This is a genomic window from Streptomyces sp. NPDC058619 (genome assembly GCF_042717785.1).
GTDB lineage: Bacteria > Actinomycetota > Actinomycetes > Streptomycetales > Streptomycetaceae > Streptomyces.
This window is the reverse complement of the sequence record NZ_JBHXQN010000021.1, coordinates 93,339-111,628: the sequence shown is the minus strand read 5'-3', so window position 1 is coordinate 111,628 and position 18,290 is coordinate 93,339. Positions and strand designations below refer to the sequence as shown.

General features: G+C 74.1%; 17 protein-coding genes. 7 read left to right on the top strand and 10 right to left on the bottom strand.

Annotated elements, in window-relative coordinates:
• The first annotated feature begins 43 nt into the window (after positions 1 to 43).
• Both ACFWTC_RS21650 and ACFWTC_RS21645 read left to right on the top strand, forming a co-directional pair.
• Entirely contained in the window at positions 44 to 886 is an 843-nt protein-coding gene (locus ACFWTC_RS21650; RefSeq protein WP_383916840.1) for an ABC transporter ATP-binding protein, read from the top strand.
• On the top strand, positions 883 to 2,526 hold the full coding sequence (locus ACFWTC_RS21645; RefSeq protein WP_384028157.1) for a transporter: 1,644 nt from the start codon (positions 883 to 885) through the stop codon (positions 2,524 to 2,526). Before ACFWTC_RS21650 ends, ACFWTC_RS21645 begins: the two co-directional genes overlap by 4 nt.
• Positions 2,527 to 2,621: 95 nt before the next feature.
• Here ACFWTC_RS21645 and ACFWTC_RS21640 read toward each other — a convergent pair whose 3' ends face one another.
• Together ACFWTC_RS21640 and ACFWTC_RS21635 are read right to left on the bottom strand one after the other, a co-directional pair.
• Positions 2,622 to 3,515: a sigma-70 family RNA polymerase sigma factor gene (locus ACFWTC_RS21640; RefSeq protein ID WP_383916846.1), complete on the bottom strand. Its 894-nt coding sequence runs from the start codon at positions 3,513 to 3,515 to the stop codon at positions 2,622 to 2,624.
• A gap of 119 nt (positions 3,516 to 3,634) precedes the next feature.
• A complete protein-coding gene (locus ACFWTC_RS21635; protein ID WP_383916849.1) occupies positions 3,635 to 4,063 on the bottom strand; it encodes an ATP-binding protein in 429 nt (142 codons plus the stop codon).
• A 213-nt stretch (positions 4,064 to 4,276) separates the two neighbouring features.
• Here ACFWTC_RS21635 and ACFWTC_RS21630 point away from each other — a divergent pair, with 213 nt between their 5' ends.
• Together ACFWTC_RS21630 and ACFWTC_RS21625 are read left to right on the top strand one after the other, a co-directional pair.
• Positions 4,277 to 5,122, top strand: a complete 846-nt coding sequence (locus tag ACFWTC_RS21630) for a helix-turn-helix domain-containing protein (RefSeq protein WP_384028161.1) — start codon at positions 4,277 to 4,279, stop codon at positions 5,120 to 5,122.
• 13 nt (positions 5,123 to 5,135) lie between these two features.
• The gene (locus ACFWTC_RS21625) at positions 5,136 to 5,339 is read left to right on the top strand and encodes a DUF397 domain-containing protein (RefSeq protein WP_384028156.1); all 204 of its coding nucleotides are present in this window, start codon (positions 5,136 to 5,138) and stop codon (positions 5,337 to 5,339) included.
• Here the strand turns inward: ACFWTC_RS21625 and ACFWTC_RS21620 are convergent.
• Together ACFWTC_RS21620 and ACFWTC_RS21615 are read right to left on the bottom strand one after the other, a co-directional pair.
• A complete protein-coding gene (locus ACFWTC_RS21620) occupies positions 5,330 to 6,274 on the bottom strand; it encodes an alpha/beta fold hydrolase (protein ID WP_383916856.1) in 945 nt (314 codons plus the stop codon). The genes ACFWTC_RS21625 and ACFWTC_RS21620 overlap by 10 nt on opposite strands.
• Before the next feature lie 326 nt (positions 6,275 to 6,600).
• On the bottom strand, positions 6,601 to 7,293 hold the full coding sequence (locus tag ACFWTC_RS21615) for a metal-dependent transcriptional regulator (protein WP_383916859.1): 693 nt from the start codon (positions 7,291 to 7,293) through the stop codon (positions 6,601 to 6,603).
• 368 nt (positions 7,294 to 7,661) lie between these two features.
• Between ACFWTC_RS21615 and ACFWTC_RS21610 the strand changes: the two genes are divergently transcribed.
• Both ACFWTC_RS21610 and ACFWTC_RS21605 read left to right on the top strand, forming a co-directional pair.
• Positions 7,662 to 8,417 (top strand): SIS domain-containing protein, encoded by a 756-nt coding sequence (locus ACFWTC_RS21610; RefSeq protein WP_384028155.1) that lies wholly within the window; start codon positions 7,662 to 7,664, stop codon positions 8,415 to 8,417.
• 108 nt (positions 8,418 to 8,525) lie between these two features.
• Positions 8,526 to 9,833 carry a serine hydrolase domain-containing protein gene (locus ACFWTC_RS21605; protein ID WP_384028154.1) on the top strand — a complete coding sequence of 436 codons (1,308 nt, stop codon included), beginning with the start codon at positions 8,526 to 8,528 and terminating at the stop codon, positions 9,831 to 9,833.
• On the opposite strand, the gene ACFWTC_RS21600 is transcribed toward ACFWTC_RS21605, so the two are convergent.
• Both ACFWTC_RS21600 and pdxH read right to left on the bottom strand, forming a co-directional pair.
• On the bottom strand, positions 9,830 to 11,179 hold the full coding sequence (locus ACFWTC_RS21600; protein ID WP_383916868.1) for a PAS domain-containing protein: 1,350 nt from the start codon (positions 11,177 to 11,179) through the stop codon (positions 9,830 to 9,832). The genes ACFWTC_RS21605 and ACFWTC_RS21600 overlap by 4 nt on opposite strands.
• Positions 11,180 to 11,612: 433 nt before the next feature.
• Entirely contained in the window at positions 11,613 to 12,284 is a 672-nt protein-coding gene (gene pdxH / locus ACFWTC_RS21595; protein ID WP_383916871.1) for a pyridoxamine 5'-phosphate oxidase, read from the bottom strand.
• A 199-nt stretch (positions 12,285 to 12,483) separates the two neighbouring features.
• Here pdxH and ACFWTC_RS21590 point away from each other — a divergent pair, with 199 nt between their 5' ends.
• Entirely contained in the window at positions 12,484 to 13,590 is a 1,107-nt protein-coding gene (locus ACFWTC_RS21590) for a citrate synthase 2 (protein ID WP_383916874.1), read from the top strand.
• Positions 13,591 to 13,673: 83 nt separating this feature from the next.
• Here ACFWTC_RS21590 and ACFWTC_RS21585 read toward each other — a convergent pair whose 3' ends face one another.
• The 4 genes from ACFWTC_RS21585 to ACFWTC_RS21570 form a co-directional block, all read right to left on the bottom strand.
• A complete protein-coding gene (locus ACFWTC_RS21585) occupies positions 13,674 to 14,261 on the bottom strand; it encodes a TetR/AcrR family transcriptional regulator (RefSeq protein ID WP_383916877.1) in 588 nt (195 codons plus the stop codon).
• Positions 14,249 to 14,986, bottom strand: coding sequence for an enoyl-CoA hydratase family protein (locus ACFWTC_RS21580; protein ID WP_383916880.1), 738 nt, complete (start codon positions 14,984 to 14,986; stop codon positions 14,249 to 14,251). Before ACFWTC_RS21580 ends, ACFWTC_RS21585 begins: the two co-directional genes overlap by 13 nt.
• Before the next feature lie 173 nt (positions 14,987 to 15,159).
• Positions 15,160 to 16,320, bottom strand: a complete 1,161-nt coding sequence (locus ACFWTC_RS21575; protein ID WP_383916882.1) for an acyl-CoA dehydrogenase family protein — start codon at positions 16,318 to 16,320, stop codon at positions 15,160 to 15,162.
• Positions 16,317 to 18,290, bottom strand: a complete 1,974-nt coding sequence (locus ACFWTC_RS21570) for an acetyl/propionyl/methylcrotonyl-CoA carboxylase subunit alpha (protein WP_383917056.1) — start codon at positions 18,288 to 18,290, stop codon at positions 16,317 to 16,319. Before ACFWTC_RS21570 ends, ACFWTC_RS21575 begins: the two co-directional genes overlap by 4 nt.

Here is an 18,290-nt window from a genome sequence, read left to right as displayed (position 1 = left end):
TGAGGAAAGAACGACCAACGGGGACGGAACGAGAGGCGGGCGCATGCCGGACCAGGCTGATGCGACGGGTGGAACGCACGTGACGGACGGGGCGCGATCCGCGCCGTCCGCCGTGCGGGTGGAAGGCCTCTGGAAGCGCTTCGGCGAGCAGGTGGCGGTCGCGGGGATCGACCTGGAACTGCCCGCGGGCCAGTTCATCGGTCTGGTCGGCCCCAACGGCGCCGGCAAGACGACGACTCTGTCGATGGTGACCGGGCTGCTCCGCCCGGACATGGGACGGGTCGTCGTCGCCGGGCACGACGTGTGGACGGACCCGGCCGAGGTCAAGTCCCGGATCGGCGTCCTGCCGGAGGGCCTGCGGCTCTTCGAGCGGCTCTCCGGGCGGGAACTCCTCGGATACATGGGCCGACTGCGCGGGCTGCCGGGGGCCGAGACCGACAAGCGGGCCACGCAGCTGCTGGAGGTCCTCGACCTCGCGGGCTCGCAGCACAAGCTGGTCGTGGACTACTCGACGGGCATGCGGAAGAAGATCGGCCTGGCGGCCGCACTGCTGCACAACCCGGAAGTCCTCTTTCTGGACGAGCCGTTCGAGGGCGTCGACCCGGTGTCGGCGCAGACCATCCGCGGGGTCCTGGAGCGCTACACCGCGTCCGGCGCCACGGTCGTCTTCTCCTCCCACGTGATGGAGCTCGTCGAGTCGCTCTGCGACTGGGTGGCCGTCATGGCCGCCGGCCGGATCCGGGCCGCGGGCCCGCTGGCCGACGTACGGGGCGACGCGCCCTCCCTGCAGGCCGCCTTCCTCGAACTGGTCGGCGCGCACGGACGCGACGCGGCCGGCGACTCCCTGGACTGGCTCGGCGGCGGCTCCGGGGCGGGTTCCCGATGACCGCGCCCGCCGCCGCCACGAGCGCAGCCGTCACCGCGCCCGCCGCCTCCGCACCCGCCTCCCTCACCGCGGTGTTCGTCCGGCTCAAGCTGTCGCTGCTGCGCAACGGGCTGAAGGGCTCCTCGAAGCGCAAGGCCGTCTGGATCACCACGCTGGTCTTCGCGCTGGTCGTCGCCTTCTTCACCACCCTCGGCCTGTCCCTGCTGAACGGGCACGCCCGCGCGGGCACGGTCGTCGTCCTGCTGGCCGCCGTCCTGGCGCTCGGCTGGACCTTCATGCCGCTGTTCTTCCCCACCGGGGACGAGACGCTCGACCCGAGCCGGCTGGTGATGCTGCCGCTGCGCCCGCGTCCTCTCGTACGGGCCCTCCTCGCCTCCTCGCTGGTCGGCATCGGACCGCTGTTCACGCTGTGCCTGGCGGTCGGCTCGGTCATCGCCGTCGCGCGGGGCGCGGCCGGGGCGGCGGCCGCGGTCGTGGGCGCCCCGCTGCTGGTTCTCGGCTGCGTGACGCTGGCGCGGGCGGTGGCCACGGCCAACGTGCGGCTGTTGACCAGCCGCAAGGGGCGCGACCTGGCCCTGCTCAGCGGCCTGTTGATCGCGGTCGGCGCGCAGCTGGCCAACTTCGCCAGCCAGCGCCTGTTCGAGGCGGGCGGCCTGTCCCAGCTGGAGCCCGTCGAGGCGGTGGTGCGGTGGCTGCCGCCGGCGACCGCCGTGGGCATGGTCGACTCGGTGAGCGACGGCTCGTACGGGGTGGCGGCGGCCCAGCTCGCGCTCACCGTCGGCGCGCTGGCGCTGCTGATGTGGTTCTGGGAGCGCAGCCTGACCCGGCTGATGGTCAGCCCGGACGGTTCGACGATCGCCGCCGCACGGCCCGTGAAGGACCGCGGCACGGGCGGCCCGTGGTCGCTGCTGCCGGAGGGCCGGACGGGCGCGGCCGTGCAGCGCACCCTGCGGTACGTGGTGCGCGACCCGAAGACCAAGGCCTCCTGGGTGACGGCGCTGGCGATCGGCCTGATCATCCCGGTGGTCAACGCCCTCCAGGGCGCCGGATCCGTGTACCTCGCGTGTTTCGGCGCGGGCATGCTCGGCGTCCAGATGTACAACCAGTTCGGGCAGGACACCTCCGCGTTCTGGATGGTCGCGCAGACCATCTCGACCCCGCGCGACGCGTACCTGGAGCTGCGCGCCCGGGCGCTCGCGCTGGGGCTGGTGGCGCTCCCGTACACCGCGCTGGTCACGGCGGTCACGGCCGCGCTGCTCGGCGACTGGGGCAGCTTCCCGGCGGCCCTGGGGCTGGCGGTGGCCCTGGTGGGCTCGATGCTGTGCACGGGGGCGCTGGCCTCGGCCCGCTTCCCGTACTCGATCCCGACGGACGGCGCCTTCAAGAACGTCGCCCCGGGGCAGGGCGGGCTCGCCTGGATGGGCATCCTCGGCGGCATGGCGGTGTCGGCGCTGATCTGCGCCCCGGTGATCGCCCTGACGGTCTACCTGAGCGTGGCGGACCACCGGGTCCTCTCCTGGATCGTGCTGCCGCTGGGCGTGGCCTGGGGTGCCCTCGTGACCTGGGCGGGCCTGCGGCTGGCGGCGCCGACGGTGGCGCGGAAGCTGCCGGAGATCCTGCTGGCGGTGAGCAAGGGCTAGCCGTACCGGTCGCGGGGGTGGCCACGGGGGTGCGGCGGGCGGTCTGCCCGCCGCACCCCCGTGTCGTGCGCGGGGGCGGGGCGGGGGGTGCGGGGTCAGCCGTCGAGGACGTCCAGGTCGACGCGGGCGAGGCGCTCGGGGTCGGTGAGGATGTCGAGGGCGGTGATCCTGCCGCCGCGGATCGTGAACGCCATGACCGACAGCGGACGGCCCCCGGCGACCGCGACCAGCCCGGGGGCGCCGTTGACCAGCACCGGACGGGCCGCTTCGGCGAAGCGGGCGAAGGCGATCGCCTGCGAGGCGACGTCGGAGGCGCCGCGGCGGAGCAGGCTCGGGCGCAGCACGCCGCCGTCGGAGCGGGCCGTGACGTCGGGGTCGAGCACGGCGACGAGGGCCTCGAAGTCGCCACCCCGCGAGGCGGCGAGGAACGCGTCGACGATCCTCCGCTGGTGGGCCGGGTCGGTGTCGGGGACGGGCGCCCCGGCCTGGACGCGGCGCCGGGCCCGGCTGGCGAGCTGCCGCGTGGCGGCCGGGGTGCGCCCGATGACCGGGGCGATCTCGTCGAAGGGCACGGCGAACGTGTCGTGCAGGACGAAGGCGAGCCGTTCGGCCGGGGTCAGGGTCTCCAGGACGACGAGGAGCGCGATGCCGACGGAGTCCGCCAGGAGCACTGCCTGTTCGGGGTCGGGTCCGGCCGGACCGCTGACGACCGGGTCGGGGACGCGGACGTGGCCTTCCCCGTCGTGGAGCGGGTCCTCGCGGCGGGCGGCGCGCGAGCGCAGCATGTCCAGGCAGACCCGGCCGACCACCGTGGTCAGCCAGCCCCCCAGGTTCTCCACGGCGTCGGCGTCCGAGCGGCTCAGCTTGAGCCAGCCCTCCTGTACGGCGTCCTCCGCCTCGCCGAGCGAGCCCAGCATCCGGTAGGCGACCGCCCTCAGGTGCGGGCGGTGCTCCTCGAACCGCCGCGCCAGAAGATCCTTCCCGTTCATCCGCCTCATCCCCCGCTTCGTGTCCGCCGGTGCCCTGAAGGACGATAACGGGCGGACCCAACTCGGTCCGGCAGCAGGGGAGATGGAGAGCGCCCCGGACCACCGCGGAGGGGCGGGTTTCACCGGCGGGGCCCGCACTCCACCCAGAGCAGCTTGCCGGCGTGCGCCCCGTCCAGGCGGTACGAGCCGTACCGGTCCGCGCACAGCCGTACGAGGATCAGCCCGCGCCCGTCCTCCGCGTCGGGCGCCGCCCCGGGCGCGGCGGTCTCGCCGCCGAAGGGGGCCGGGATGGCCGGGTTCGTGTCCCAGACGCCGACCCGGACCCGGTCTGCCGCCACCGCCCGCAGCCGCAGGGCGCAGGGGCCGTACGCGTGGCGGTAGGCGTTGGCGACCAGCTCGCTCGCCAGGAGCTCGGCGGTGTCCGCCGGCCCCGGCATGGCGTGGCTGCGGAGCACGGCCCGCACGGTGGAGCGGGCGATTCCCGCTGCGCGGGGATCGTGCGGGAGTTGGAGGGTGTAGGCCCAGGACGGAGCTACGGTTACGTCCATGGAAGTCTCCGATCGAGGAGGAAAGTTGGACCGCGTGCGGTGGATCTGTGCGGTGCCCGGTGACCAGGCCGCTCCGTCGAGCGGGGTACTTCCAGGCGGTGGCCAACCACCAACATAGGGACCCGCGCCTAAGGAGTTAGGCGCTTCGCGCTAAATGCATGCAACGCCCACTCGTGTGGGTGACACTTGCCCGCGGAGGTAGTCGCTTTGCCCATTCGCAGCAGCCCGACCGCACGCCAACTGCGCTTCGCAGCCGAGCTGCGCAGGATGCGCGAACGCGCCGGGCTCACGTCCGCCGAGGCCGCCGGCCTGCTCGGCATCAAGCCGAACCAGATCAGCAACATGGAGGCCGCACGTTTCGGCGTCAGCCCCGAGCGGATCCGCGCCCTGGCCCGCCATTACGACTGCGCCGACGACGGTCTGGTCGAAGCCCTGGTGACGATGACGGGCGAGCGCAAGGGCGGCTGGTGGGAGGCGTACCGCGAGCTGCTCCCAGCCGCTTGGCTGGACCTCGCCGAGCTGGAGCACCATGCGCGGACGCTGCGCGACGCGATCACCGTGCACATCCCCGGACTCCTGCAAACCGCCGAACACGCCCGGGAGATCTTTCGCCAGGCCGTCCCCTCGCTTCCCCCGCCGGAAATCGAGGACCGCGTCTCCTTCCGCCTGAAGCGGCAACGAGTCCTCCACGGGGACACCCCGACGCGGTACGACGTGACCATCCACGAGGCGGCGCTGCGCATCGCCGTCGGCGGACCGGTCGTGGCACGGGCACAGTTGAGGCACCTGCTGACCATGGGCGAGCAGGACCACGTCACCATCCGCGCCATCCCGTTCTCGGCGGGCGCCTTCCCGGGATCAGGGCAGTCCGTCTACTACGCGCACGGACCGGTGCCCCTCCTGGACACCGTCCAGCTCGACCAGTCGCACGGGCCGGTCTTCCTGGACGCAGAGGCGCAACTCCTCAAGTACCGGACACTGTTCGAGCGATTGGAAGCGGTGGCACTGAGCCCGGCGCAGACGCGCGACCTCATCAGCGCCGTCGTCCGGAGCCAGTGAAAGGCAGTCCCCCATGACCGAGGAATGGCAGAGGTCCACCCACTGCGCGGAGGGCAACTCCTGCGTCTACGTCGCCATCGCCCCCGACAGCCCCGGGCACGTCCTCGTGGCGGGCAGCCCCGGCAGCCCCCGCGGCGGCCCGCCGGCCCGCGTCGTGCGGGTGGGGGCCGCCGCCTGGGGGGCGTTGCTCGACGCGGTCAGGAGCCGTCAGCTCTGAGCGGCCCGGACCCCGTCCAGGAACGGTTCCAGGACCGCGCGCCAGGCCGTCGGCTGGTCGTAGTGCAGGTAGTGGCCCGCGTCGGGGATCTCGGCGTACTGGCCGGCCGGGAGGACCCGGACCATCTCCTGGGCCTCGGCCCGGCCCAGTTCGCCGTCGAGGCCGCGGACCACCAGGGTCGGGCAGCGGACCTGGGCCAGCTCCTCCCAATGGGCGTCGTGCACCCAGGTCTCGCGGGCCGTCAGCATCTGGCGCCGGGAGAACAGCGGGCGCCAGCCGTCCTGGGCCTCGTGCATGACCTCCGCGAAGAAGGCGCCCCGGCCGGGGTCGGGGCGTTCCACGCGGGGGTCGTCCTCGCCGAACCAGCGACGGGCCGCGTCCTGGGTGGGGAAGGGGAGCGGCCAGCGGCGGAACCAGTCCTCCCACTCCTGCTGGGAGGCCTCGCCGAGGGCCGAGGCCCGCATGTCGCAGATGACCACGGCTCCGACCAGGTCCGGGCGGCGGGCCGCGAGCTGCCATGCGGTGAGCGCGCCCATGGAATGGCCGATCAGGGTCACCGGGGCGAGGCCGAGCTGCTCGACGGCGGCCTCCGCGTCGGCCACGAAGGCCTCGCGGCCCAGGGAGGTCATCGCCCCCGGGCCCGCGGGCGGGCGGTCGCTCTGGCCGTGTCCGCGCTGGTCGAGGGCCACCACGCGGCGGCGCTCGGCGAGCCAGCGGGCGGTGCCTGCCCAGTGGAAGGCCCGTCCCATCAGGCCGTGCAATAACAGGACCCCGGGGCGCTCGGGCGCGTCGCGAGGCGGTGCGGGAGGCGCTGCGGAAGCCGCGGTGGCGTCTTCGTCGCCCGCGGGCACCGGGTGCCCCGCGTGCGGTTCGCGGAACTCCCAGGCGGCCAGGCGCACACCGTCGGCCCCTGTCACATCGATGCGCTGTACCACCGCAGATGCACCCCCTTCGCTCCCGGCCAGACTATCGAACCCGTATTCGAAAACGGGGGTCTCGGCGAGAACACCCCTCTTTCGAGTGACCTTGCTCAAGGATTGGCCGCCGCTGCCGATGGAGATCCTTTCAGCAGGGAGGCGGGCCGATCGGGGAAGACGGTCCGAGGGGACGACCTTGAGAGCTCGGGGCTCCAGGTCACAAGGGGAGGATCGGTCCCGGCGCCGCGAGGCGCCGGGACCGCCGCCCCCTTGACCGGGACCGCCCGCTCCGGAAATCCGGTCCGTCCGGTCGAAATCCGTCCCGCCGTCCGGCCGCAGCCGGATCAGCGCTTCGCGACGAACACGTGCGAGGCGATCTCCCCGTCCAGCTCGGCCGCCTCGCCGCCGCTCCCCACGAGCACCCCGCCCGGGGACTCCGTCACGCTCACCACCGAGCCGGGCTGCACGCCCGCCCGCCGCAGCGTGTACATCAGCTGGGCGTCCGTCTGGATCGGCTCGCCGATCCGGCGGACGACCACGGTCTTGCCCTCGGTGCCCGGGTCGAGCTCGGCCAGGCTGACCATGCCCTCCTCCAGGAAGGGGTCGGCCTCGGCCTTCTCGCCCAGCTCCTCCAGCCCCGGGATCGGATTCCCGTACGGCGACTCGGTCGGGTGACGCAGCAGCTCCAGCACCCGCCGCTCCACCGCCTCGCTCATCACGTGCTCCCAACGACAGGCCTCGGCGTGCACGTGCTCCCACTCCAGGCCGATGACGTCGACGAGCAGGCACTCGGCGAGCCGGTGCTTGCGCATCACGCGCGTCGCCAGCCGCCGCCCCTCCTCCGTCAGCTCCAGGTGCCGGTCGCTGGCGACGGCCACCAGGCCGTCGCGCTCCATCCGCGCCACCGTCTGGCTCACCGTCGGGCCGCTCTGATCGAGCCGCTCGGCGATACGGGCGCGCATGGGGACCACGCCTTCCTCTTCCAGCTCGAGGATGGTGCGGAGATACATCTCCGTGGTATCGATCAGTCCGGACATTCGTGCCCCTCGGATTGCGTGCGCTGGCCCTGCCCCCAATTCTGACGCATCAGGCCGACAACCGTCCCGTGCCGGGCGTCAAGCGCCCGCGGGACATCGCCGCGGCGCCCGCCGCCCCCTCGCCGGTGCCTCCGCGGACGGTCCCCGGTGATCGCCCGGACGCTCGCGGGGGTGATCGCGGAGGGGCGCCCGAGGACCTCCCGGGTGATCTCCCGGACCCCGTCCCCGGACATCCCGGGACATCCCCCGGGGGCTTTCGGCCCGGGATTGACGTTCGTATTGACACGCCCTTGGTCCAGACCGCACGGTGAGCGGCGGACACCGACGCACCGCCACTCCCACCCCACCTCCGGAAGGGCCATCGGCGTATGAGCGAGAGCAAGCTGGCCGGTCAGTTCTTCGACGCCGCCATCGGTCTGCTGGAGCGGGTACGGGACGAGGAGGCCGCGCGGATCAGCGAGGCCGGCACCCTCGTCGCCGACGCCGTGGCCGGCGGGAACCGGCTCTTCGCCTTCGGCGCCGGGCACTCCTCGCTGCCCGCCCAGGACGTCGTCTACCGGGCCGGCGGACTGGCCCTGATGAACTTCCTGGCCGTCCCGGGCACCGTCGGCATCGACGTCATGCCCGCGACGCTGGGCAGCGCCCTGGAGCGGGTCGACGGCCTCGCCGCGGCCGTCCTCGACAGCAGCCCCGCCTCGGAGGGCGACGTACTCGTGATCATCTCCCTCTCCGGGCGCAACGCGCTGCCCGTCGAGATGGCGATCAACGCCCGCGCGATCGGCCTCAAGGTGATCGGCCTGACCTCGGTGGCGTACGCGACGGAGACCAAGTCCCGCCACGCCTCCGGCACCTACATGAAGGACCACTGCGACGTCGTCCTCGACAGCAAGATCGCGGTCGGCGACGCGGAGCTGACCCTCGACGGCATCGACGCCCCCTTCGCCCCCGCCTCCACCGTCGTGACCTGCGCGATCATGCAGGCGGTGATGGCGGCGGCGGTCGGCGAGCTCGCCGCCCGCGGGATCGAGCCCCCGATGCTGCGCTCGGGCAACGTGGACGGCGGCCACGAGTGGAACGGCCGCGTGATGCAGGAGTACGGCGACCGGATCTTCTTCCGCCACTGACCGGGTGCCCGGCGACCGGCCGGGCACCCGACCGGTCGCCGGGCGCGGCCTTTCGTTCCACGATGGTGGGACGGCACTCGGGGCCCCGGTGAGCAGAGGTGACCCGGCATGCCCTCCACCCCCGCGACGCAGCCCGCCACGACGAAGCCCCCGTACGACCGCGAACCGCGCGCGGGCCGCGGACCGCACACCCGCCGACGCGCCCTGCGGGCCGGGGCGGCGGCCCTGCTCCTGCTCCTCACGGGCGTCGCCGCGGCTCCCGCGGCCCCCGCCCGGGCGGCGGCGGTGTCCGCGCCCTCCACCTCCGAGGCTCGGGCCGCCGCCGCGGCCGCCGTACCGCGCGAACTCGACCCCGCCACCGTCCGCCGGCTCGACGCGGCCGTGGTCGGGGCCATGAAGCGCGACAACATCCCCGGCGCGATCGTCGGCGTCTGGATGCCCGGACGCGGCGACTACGTGAAGGCCTTCGGCACCGCCGACACCCGGTCCGGCACCCCCATGAAGTCCGACCTCTTCATGCGCATCGGCAGCGTGACCAAGACCTTCACCGTCACCGCCGTCCTCCAGCTCGTCGACGAGGGGCGCATCGCCCTCGACGACCCGATCTCGAAGTACGTCGACGGCGTGCCCGGGGGCGAGCGGATCACCCTGCGCCAGCTCGCCTCCATGCGCAGCGGCCTCTTCAACTACACCGAGGACGAGAAGTTCCTCGCCGCCCTGCGCGCCGACCCGCACCGCGAGTTCACCCCGCGCCGGCTCCTCGGCTACGCGTTCGCGCACCCCGCGAACTTCGCGCCCGGCGCCAAGTGGGAGTACAGCAACACCAATACGATCCTCCTCGGGCTCCTGCTGGAGGAGATGTCCGGGCAGCCCCTGAACGGCTACCTCCGCCACCACGTCTTCGACCCGCTGAAGCTGAAGGACACCTCCCTGCCGAGCGGCACCGAGTTCCCCGAACCGCACGCCGACGGGTACACGGGCTTCTCCCCCGACGGCGCCGTCGCCAACGCCACCGACTGGAACCCCTCGTGGGCGTGGGCCGCCGGCTCCGCCATCTCCACGCTCGACGACCTGCACGCCTGGGTCCCTGCCCTCGTCGACGGCCGGCTGCTGACCCCCGCCACCCAGGCGCAGCGGATGCGCACGGAGCCGGTGGGCGTCCCCGGGATCTCGTACGGCCTCGGCATCGCCGACGTCAACGGCTGGCTCGGACACAACGGCGAGCTGCCCGGCTACGAGACGATCGCCGCGCAACTGCCGCAGGACAAGACCACGATGGTGATCATGGTCAACTCCGACATGGACGAGGGCGGCTCGTACAGCACCACGCTCGGCAAGGCCGTGACCGAGGTCATCACCCCGGACCACCTGTGGAGCCTGCCGTCCCCGTCCCAGGTCGGCCAGAGCCGGCGCTAGGCGTTGCCCTCCGGGTAGTCCGGCGGGGCGGGCGCGGCCGGGGTGTCCCGGGCGGAGAGGTCCAGGTCGGCCGCGACGCGGGCCGCGACCTCCTCCGCGTACGCCGCGTCCGCGCGTTCGAAGGCCGGGCGCGAGGGTCCGCGCAGGAACGTCACCGCGCCCAGCGTCCGGCCCCGGCTGCGCAGCACCGCGCACAGCGCGTGCGCCGCGTCCTCGGGCCACCGGCGGGTCCGCGCCCACGCCGCGTCCTCGGCGCCGCGCGGGGCCGAGGCCCGTACGGAGCCGACCCGGTCCAGCGCCTGCAGCGCCGGGTGCCCGGACGCGTACGGGACGGGGATCGACCCCGGTCCCGGCAGCGCCGGCGGCGACGCGGCGGCCCGCAGGAGCCTGCGCCGCCCGGGGCCGGCGGAGGGGTCGAGCACGTCGAGCAGCACGTGGTCGGCGAAGCCCGCGAGGGCGAAGTCCAGGCGTACGGCGGCCGCTTCGGCCGGGTCCTCGCACTCGGCGGCGGCCCGGCCCGCGCGGTGCAGCTGGTGGGACCGGAAGCGCAGCTGCGCGGTGTCCAGCTGGGCCTGACGGGCCTCGGTGACGTCCTGGAACAGCCAGCCGACGCCCAGCGGCACCGGTTCCTCCGCGAGCGGCGAGGCCAGGCGCAGGAACCCGCACCGCCAGCAGCGCCGGCGCAGCCCCTCGGCCGTGCGCACCGTCACCCACAGCTCGACGGGGGCGGGCGGCGCACCTTCGGCGAGCACGTGCTGGAGGGCGCCCTCCAGCTCCTCCACGCCCTGGGCGAGGAGCTCCCCGAGCGGCCGCCCGAGGAGGGCGGTGCGGCCGGCGGCGAAGGCGCGCGCGGCGTGCGCGTTGACCACGGCGGGGCGCAGGTCGACGTCGACGAGCACGACGCCCCACGAGGCGTCCTCCATGAGGGCCTCGCTCAGCGCGATGGACCGCTCCAGGTCGATCTGGGCGTGCACCTCGCTGAAGGCGCAGTACACCCCGGCGGGCCGGCCGTCGGCGCCCGGTACGCCGGCGGACTGGGTCCGTACGAGGACGCGGCCGCCGTCCTTGGTCAGCAGCGCGAACTCGTGGACCTGCCGGCCCGGGCCGTCCTGGGCGGCCATGAGCCGGTCCTGCACGTCCTGCGCGTCGGCGGCCCGCGCCGCCCACCCCGCGAAGCCCTTGCGGCCGACGGCCTCGGCGGCGGACCAGCCCAGGATCCGCTCGGCCTCGCGGTTCCAGTGGGTGACCACGCCGTCGGAGTCGAACGCGCACAGGGCGGCGTCCATCCCGTCGAGCAGGGCTGCGAGCAGGTCGTCGGTGGTCTCGTCACGCCCGGAAGCACTCACCTGGCACCCCCCGCGGGTGTTCGCGTGTGCGGCTCGTCGGATCATTCAACTGGAACGTGACGCATCCCACACGGCGTTCCCCCGATTACCCCGTAATGATCCGTTTCGGACCCCGGGCGGACCGTCGAGGTGCTCCGGAAAATAAGTGGTTGTGCCCCACCGGAAGGGCTTCTAGGCTCGTGCCACACAAGAAGGGAGGTGGTTCCCGAAATGTACGGAAACCGGACGCGTGAGGTGGCTGCGGGCTAAGCGCCCGTCGTCGCACGCACCCAGTGCGGTGCCCGGCGGGATCGCCAGGCGCCAATCCACAGCAGTCACCCGACCCGCGGGCTCGCCGGCACGTCCGGCCGGCTTCTCTCACTGCAGGAGAGGATCCCGAGCCCGCGGGTCGTCTGCGTTCCCGGGCCGCCACGGCGGATGCTGGCCGCTACGGCTACGGGCACAGCCGCTCGACGTGCCAGGACCCGGCGGCCGCCGCGTCGCGGACGTAGCGCAGGCGGTCGTGCAGGCGGTTCTCGTGGCCCTGCCAGAACTCCACCGCGTCCGGGGTGATCCGCAGGCCGCCCCACTGGGGCGGGACCGGGACCTGCTCGCCCTCCGGGTAGCGGGCGGCGAGTTCCGCGTAGCGGCGGTCCAGTTCCGCGCGCGACGCGATCACGCTGGACTGCTCGCTCGCCCAGGCACCCAGCTGGGAGCCGTGCGGGCGGGAGCGGAAGTACGCCGCCGTCTTGTCGCGGCCGATCCGCGCCGCGGTGCCGGTGACGACGACCTGGCGGGCGATGGGGTGCCAGGGGAAGAGCAACGCGACGTGCGGGTTCTCCGCCAGTTCGCGGCCCTTGCGGGATCCGTAGTTGGTGAAGAACACGAACCCCCGCTCGTCGAACTGCTTCAGCAGCACCGTGCGCGAGCTGGGGCGGCCGTCGGGGGTCGACGTCGAGACGACCATGGCGTTGGGTTCGAAGAGGTGCGCGTCGGCAGCCTGCTGGAACCACCGGGCGAACTGCGCCATGGGATCACCGGCGAGGCTGTGCTCGTCGACGATCTCGGAGCGGTACTGCTTGCGCATGACGGCGGGGTCAAGGTCGTGATCGGTCACGCGGGCCATCCTGCCGCAGTGTGCCCGCCGGGGGTGTGCCGTATGTCACGCTTCCGCAGTCCCGCGGGAACGGACAAAATCTTGGGGCCGGTCCGAGGACCCCCGCACGGGTGACCAGCGGACCTGCCGGGCATCAACGGGGATGACCGCGCCGGACCGCGGATACGGCAGGAGCCGCGCGTATCCGCACTATCTGAGGAGCCGCCTGATGTCCGACTTCGTACCCGGGCTCGAAGGGGTCGTCGCGTTCGAGACCGAGATCGCCGAACCGGACAAGGAAGGCGGTTCGCTCCGCTACCGGGGGGTCGACATCGAGGACCTCGTCGGGCACGTCTCCTTCGGGAACGTGTGGGGCCTGCTGGTCGACGGCGCCTTCAACCCCGGTCTGCCGGCCGCCGAACCCTTCCCCATCCCGGTCCACTCCGGTGACATCCGCGTCGACGTGCAGTCCGCGCTCGCCATGCTCGCCCCCGTCTGGGGCCTGAAACCGCTGCTCGACATCGACGAGCGGACCGCCCGCGACGACCTCGCGCGGGCGGCCGTCATGGCGCTCTCGTACGTCGCCCAGTCCGCCCGCGGCCAGGGCCTGCCGATGGTCCCCCAGCAGGAGATCGACAAGGCCGAGTCCGTGGTCGAGCGGTTCATGATCCGCTGGCGGGGCGAGCCGGACCCGCGCCACGTCAAGGCCGTCGACGCGTACTGGACCTCGGCCGCCGAACACGGGATGAACGCCTCGACGTTCACCGCGCGCGTCATCGCCTCCACCGGGGCGGACGTGGCCGCGGCCCTGTCCGGCGCCGTCGGCGCGATGTCCGGGCCACTGCACGGCGGGGCGCCGTCCCGCGTGCTCGGCATGATCGAGGAGATCGAGCGCACCGGCGACGCCGTGGCGTACGTGAAGAAGGCCCTGGACAAGGGCGAGCGGCTGATGGGCTTCGGGCACCGCGTCTACCGCGCCGAGGACCCGCGCGCCCGCGTCCTGCGCCGTACCGCCAAGGAGCTGGACGCCCCGCGCTACGAGGTGGCCGCCGCCTTGGAGAAGGCCGCGCTGGAGGAGCTGCACGCGCGCCGGCCCGACCGGGTGCTCGCCACGAACGTGGAGTTCTGGGCCGCGATCATGCTGGACTTCGCGGAGGTGCCGGCGCACATGTTCACCTCGATGTTCACCTGTGCCCGTACGGCCGGCTGGTCGGCGCACATCCTGGAGCAGAAGCGCACGGGCCGCCTGGTGCGCCCGTCGGCCCGCTACATCGGGCCGGGCGGGCGGAACCCCCGCGAGGTCGAGGGGTACGCGGACATCGCCGCGACCGCCTGACCGTCCCTCCCCCGCTCCGCGCGTTCCGGGCGCCGTACCCCCTCGGGGGTGCGGCGCCCTCGCGCGTACGGGCCGCGGGAGGGTCAGGACAGGGCGGTGTCCACGATCCGGGACCACTGGGCGACCACGCGGGCGCGGCGGGCCGTGTCGTCCGTCAGGACGTTGGCCAGGCCCAGGCCGCGCGCCATGTCGAGCAGGCCCTGTACGGTCTCCCGCACGCCCGGGACCGACTCGTCCGCGCCCAGCAGCTCGACGGCGATGCGGTGGGTCTCGCGTCCGACCCGGGCCTCCAGTTCCGAGACCCGGGGGCGCAGTTGCTCCTCGTTGGAGGCGGCCACCCACAGCTGGAGGGCGGCCCGGAAGAGGATCCCGGTGTACATGTCCACCAGGGCCGCCACGACCTCCGGGCGGGCGGCCGGGCCCGCGTGGAACAGGTCGCGCAGGGCCGTGGAGCGTTCCTCGGCGACGTACTCGACGGCCGCGGTGAACAGGTCCTCGCGGGTCGGGAAGTGGTACTGGGCCGCGCCGCGGGAGACCCCGGCCCGCTCGGCCACGACGGAGACGGTGGATCCCGCCCAGCCCTGCTCGGCGAGGCAGGAGACGGCCGCCTCCAAAAGGTGGCGGCGGGTGACGCGGCTGCGCGCCTGCTTGGGGCCGGTCACAGTGCCCATGACGGGTCCCGGCGCTCGAAGCGGGCGGTGATGCCCTCGCGGGCCTCGGCGGAGGCGAAGAGCCCCGCGGAGAGCTCCGCCAGGCGGGCGCCGTCGCGGTCCAGGGTCTCCCGTACGGCGGCGGCGGTGAGCGCCTTGGTGGCCGCCAGGCCCTGCGGGGAGGCCTGGCGCAGGCCGGCGAGGACCGGGGCGAGGGCCTCGTCGACGTCCTCGGCGTGGAGGGTGAGCAGGCCGATGCGGGCGGCCTCGGCGGCGTCGAACCGCTCGGCGGTGAGGAAGTAGCGCGCGGCGGCCCGCGGGTCGAGGCGCGGGAGCAGCGGCATGGAGATGACGGCGGGGGCGAGGCCGAGGTGGGTTTCGGTGAAGGCGTACGAGGACAGCGGTCCGGCGGCGGCGATGTCGCAGGCGCCCAGCAGGCCGAGGCCCCCGGCCCGGACGTGGCCCGTCACGCGGGCGAGGACGGGCTTGGGCAGCCCGGCGACCTCCCGGAGCAGGGCGAGGAAGTCAGCGGGGTCGCAAGGGGACTTGAGGTCGGCGCCCGCGCAGAAGGTGGTGCCGGTGTGGGTGAGGACGACGGCCCGGACCGCCGGGTCCGCCGCGGCGGCGGCCAGTGCCGCGCGGAGTTCTCCGACGAGGCCGGCGGAGAGGGCGTTGCGGTTCGCCGGGGAGTCGAGGGTGAGGGTGGTGACGCCGGCCGCCTGGGCGGCGTGCACGAGTGGGGCCATGTCTCCTCCGGAGGGGTGGGCGGTCGGGGGTCCCTCCGGGGAGGGTATGCGGGTCGCCGCCGGCGGGGGCGGGCAGGTGGGCCGCGGTCCCCCGCGGGGGCGGCCCGTGGCCGGGGTCCGGGGTGAGGCCCCGCCCCGGCCTCGTGCGCGCGGGCCGGGGCGGGGCCTCGGGGTCAGTAGGACTTGGGGAGGCCCAGGGTCTGGTGGGAGACGAAGTTGAGGATCATCTCCCGGCTGACCGGGGCGATCCGGGCGACCCGGGAGGCGGTGATGAGCGACGCCAGGCCGTACTCACGGGTGAGGCCGTTGCCGCCGAGGGTGTGGACGGACTGGTCCACCGCCCGGACGCAGGCCTCGGCGGCCGCGTACTTGGCCATGTTCGCGGCCTCGCCCGCGCCCATGTCGTCGCCCGCGTCGTACAGCGCGGCGGCCTTCTGCATCATCAGCCGGGCGAGTTCCAGCTCGATGTGGGACGCCGCGAGGGGGTGGGCGATGGCCTGGTGGGCGCCGATGGGGTCCTTCCAGACCTGGCGGGTCCCGGCGTAGTCGACGGCCTTGGCGAGGGCGTAGCGGCCCATGCCGATCGCGAACGCGGCGGTCATGATGCGCTCGGGGTTGAGGCCGGCGAAGAGCTGGAGGAGGCCGGCGTCCTCGTCGCCGACGAGGGCGTCGGCGGGGAGCCGCACCTCGTCCAGGGTCAGTTCCCACTGCTTCTCGGCGGCCTGGAGCTCCATGTCGATGAGGGAGCGGGAGAAGCCGGGGGCGTCCCGCGGGACGATGAACAGGCAGGGCTTGAGGCGGCCGCTGCGCGCGTCCTCGGTACGGCCGACGATGAGGGTGGCGTCCGCGATGTCCACGCCGGAGATGAAGACCTTGCGGCCGGTGAGGACCCACGCGTCGCCGTCGCGGCGGGCCGTGGTGGTGATGCGGTGGGAGTTGGAGCCGGCATCCGGTTCGGTGATGCCGAAGGCCATGGTGCGGCTGCCGTCGGCGAGGCCGGGGAGCCAGCTCCGCTTCTGGGCCTCGGTTCCGAAGCGGGAGATGACCGTGCCGCAGATGGCGGGCGAGACCACCATCATCAGGAGCGGGCAGCCCGCCGCTCCGAGTTCCTCCAGGACGATGGAGAGTTCGGCGATGCCGCCGCCTCCGCCGCCGTACTCCTCGGGGAGGCTGACCCCGAGGTAGCCGAGGGCGGCGGCGTCCGCCCACAGCTCGTCGGGGTGGCCGCCCTCGCGGGCGACGCGGGCAAGGTAGTCGCGGCCGTACTTGCGGCCGAGGGCGGCGACCGCGGTGCGCAGGTCCCGGTGTTCCTGGGTCTCTATGACGGAGCTCATGCTGGCGGTTCCTCCTGGACTACGGCGAGCAGGGCGCCGAACTCGACCTGTTGGCCGGTGGCGGCGTGGAGCGCGGTGAGCGTGCCGGAGGCGGGCGCGAGGATGCGGTGTTCCATCTTCATCGCCTCCAGCCAGAGCAGGGGCTGCCCGGCCGTGACGGGGCTGCCGGGGGCGAGGCCCTCGGCGACGCGGACGACGGTGCCGGGCATGGGGGCGAGCAGGGAGCCCGGTTCGGTGCGGTCCTGGGGGTCCGCGAACCGGGGAACGGGGGTGAGGGTGTGGGAGCCGAGGGCGGAGTCGACGTAGACCTCCGACGTGTTCGAATTGTGTTTCACGTGGAACAGGCGCCGGATCCCCTCGACTTCGAGGGTGACGAGTTCCGGAGCGGCGGCCAGGACCCGGACACCGGGGTGGTTCACCGGCCGGTACTGGACCTCGTGCTCGGTGCCGGACGCGGTGTAGCGGCGGGTCTGGGGCTGGGAGCGGACGTTGCGCCAGCCGCCGAGGCGGCGGGCGAGCGGGGCTCCCGGGGCGGGGGCGGCGGCCGCCAGGGCCGCGGCGAGGGCGGCCAGGGAGGCGTCCGGTTCCTCCGCGGTGAGGGCGGCGAGGTGGCGCTCGTAGAAACCGGTGTCGAGCTGTCCCGCGGCGAACTCCGGGTGGCGCAGGGACCGTACGAGGAGCTCGCGGTTGGTGGTGAGCCCGTGGATCCGGGCGGCGGCGAGCGCGTGCGCCAGGGTACGGACGGCCTCGGCGCGGGTGGGGGCGTGGGCGACGACCTTGGCGAGCATCGGGTCGTAGTGGACGGAGACGGTGTCGCCGTCGCCGAAGCCGGTGTCCACGCGGACGCTGCCGGGGACGGCGAGGGTGTGCAGGACGCCGGTCTGCGGCCGCCAGTCCCGGGCCGGGTCCTCGGCGTACAGGCGGGCCTCGACGGCGTGCCCGGCGGGCTCGGGCGGCGTCAGGGGCAGGGCCGCGCCCTCGGCGATCCGCAGCTGGAGGGCGACGAGGTCGAGGCCGAAGACGGCTTCCGTGACGGGGTGCTCGACCTGGAGGCGGGTGTTCATCTCCAGGAAGTACGGCCGCCCGTCGGCGGTGACGAGGAACTCGACGGTGCCCGCGCCCTGGTAGGAGACGGCCCGGGCTGCGGCGACGGCGGCCTCGTGGAGGGCGGTGCGCAGCGGCTCGGGCAGGCCGGGCGCGGGTGCCTCCTCGATGACCTTCTGGTGGCGGCGCTGGAGGGAGCAGTCGCGGGTGCCTAGCGCCCAGACGGTGCCGTGCGCGTCGGCGAGGACCTGCACCTCGACGTGGCGGCCCCGCTCGACGTACGGCTCGGCGAAGACCTCCGCGTCGCCGAAGGCGGAGGCGGCCTCGGCACGGGCGCCCGCGAGGGCTTCCGGCAGCTCGCCGAGGGCGCGGACCACGCGCATGCCGCGTCCTCCGCCGCCGGCCGCGGCCTTGAGCAGGAGGGGCAGGTCCGCGGGGGTGGCGGTGTCCGGGTCGACGGGTTCCAGGAGGGGGACGCCGGCGGCGCGCATCAGCTCCTTGGCCCGGGTCTTGGAGGCCATGGCCTCGATGGCGGCGGGCGGCGGGCCGACCCAGGTCAGACCGGCGGCCTGGACCTCGCGGGCGAAGCCGGCGTTCTCGGAGAGGAAGCCGTAACCGGGGTGGACGGCGTCCGCCCCGGCGGCCAGGGCCGCCTTGATGACGAGGTCGCCGCGCAGGTAGGTGTCCGCGGGAGCGGCGCCCGGCAGCCGTACGGCCGCGTCGGCCTCGCGGACGTGCAGGGCCTGCTCGTCGGGGTCGGAGTGGACCGCGACGGTGGCGAGGCCGAGGGCGCGCGCGGTGCGGAAGACGCGTACGGCGATCTCGCCGCGGTTGGCGACGAGGAGGGAGGTGAGGGGCTTGGCGGTCAGGGGCGGGTCGGTCACGGGCTTGGCGGTCAGGGGCTCGGTCACGGGCTTGTCGGTCAT

Excerpts from the sequence above, each read along its gene's own strand:
- ACFWTC_RS21625 (WP_384028156.1), top strand. The coding sequence starts at position 5,136 with ATGACCGAGGAATGGCAGAGGTCCACCCACTGCGCGGAGGGCAACTCC.
- ACFWTC_RS21635 (WP_383916849.1), bottom strand. The coding sequence starts at position 4,063 with ATGGACGTAACCGTAGCTCCGTCCTGGGCCTACACCCTCCAACTCCCG.
- ACFWTC_RS21570 (WP_383917056.1), bottom strand. The coding sequence starts at position 18,290 with ATGACCGACAAGCCCGTGACCGAGCCCCTGACCGCCAAGCCCGTGACC.
- ACFWTC_RS21610 (WP_384028155.1), top strand. The coding sequence starts at position 7,662 with ATGAGCGAGAGCAAGCTGGCCGGTCAGTTCTTCGACGCCGCCATCGGT.
- ACFWTC_RS21580 (WP_383916880.1), bottom strand. The coding sequence starts at position 14,986 with ATGGCCCCACTCGTGCACGCCGCCCAGGCGGCCGGCGTCACCACCCTC.
- ACFWTC_RS21575 (WP_383916882.1), bottom strand. The coding sequence starts at position 16,320 with ATGAGCTCCGTCATAGAGACCCAGGAACACCGGGACCTGCGCACCGCG.
- ACFWTC_RS21650 (WP_383916840.1), top strand. The coding sequence starts at position 44 with ATGCCGGACCAGGCTGATGCGACGGGTGGAACGCACGTGACGGACGGG.
- pdxH (WP_383916871.1), bottom strand. The coding sequence starts at position 12,284 with ATGGCCCGCGTGACCGATCACGACCTTGACCCCGCCGTCATGCGCAAG.
- ACFWTC_RS21585 (WP_383916877.1), bottom strand. The coding sequence starts at position 14,261 with ATGGGCACTGTGACCGGCCCCAAGCAGGCGCGCAGCCGCGTCACCCGC.
- ACFWTC_RS21590 (WP_383916874.1), top strand. The coding sequence starts at position 12,484 with ATGTCCGACTTCGTACCCGGGCTCGAAGGGGTCGTCGCGTTCGAGACC.
- ACFWTC_RS21605 (WP_384028154.1), top strand. The coding sequence starts at position 8,526 with ATGCCCTCCACCCCCGCGACGCAGCCCGCCACGACGAAGCCCCCGTAC.
- ACFWTC_RS21615 (WP_383916859.1), bottom strand. The coding sequence starts at position 7,293 with ATGTCCGGACTGATCGATACCACGGAGATGTATCTCCGCACCATCCTC.
- ACFWTC_RS21645 (WP_384028157.1), top strand. The coding sequence starts at position 883 with ATGACCGCGCCCGCCGCCGCCACGAGCGCAGCCGTCACCGCGCCCGCC.
- ACFWTC_RS21640 (WP_383916846.1), bottom strand. The coding sequence starts at position 3,515 with ATGAACGGGAAGGATCTTCTGGCGCGGCGGTTCGAGGAGCACCGCCCG.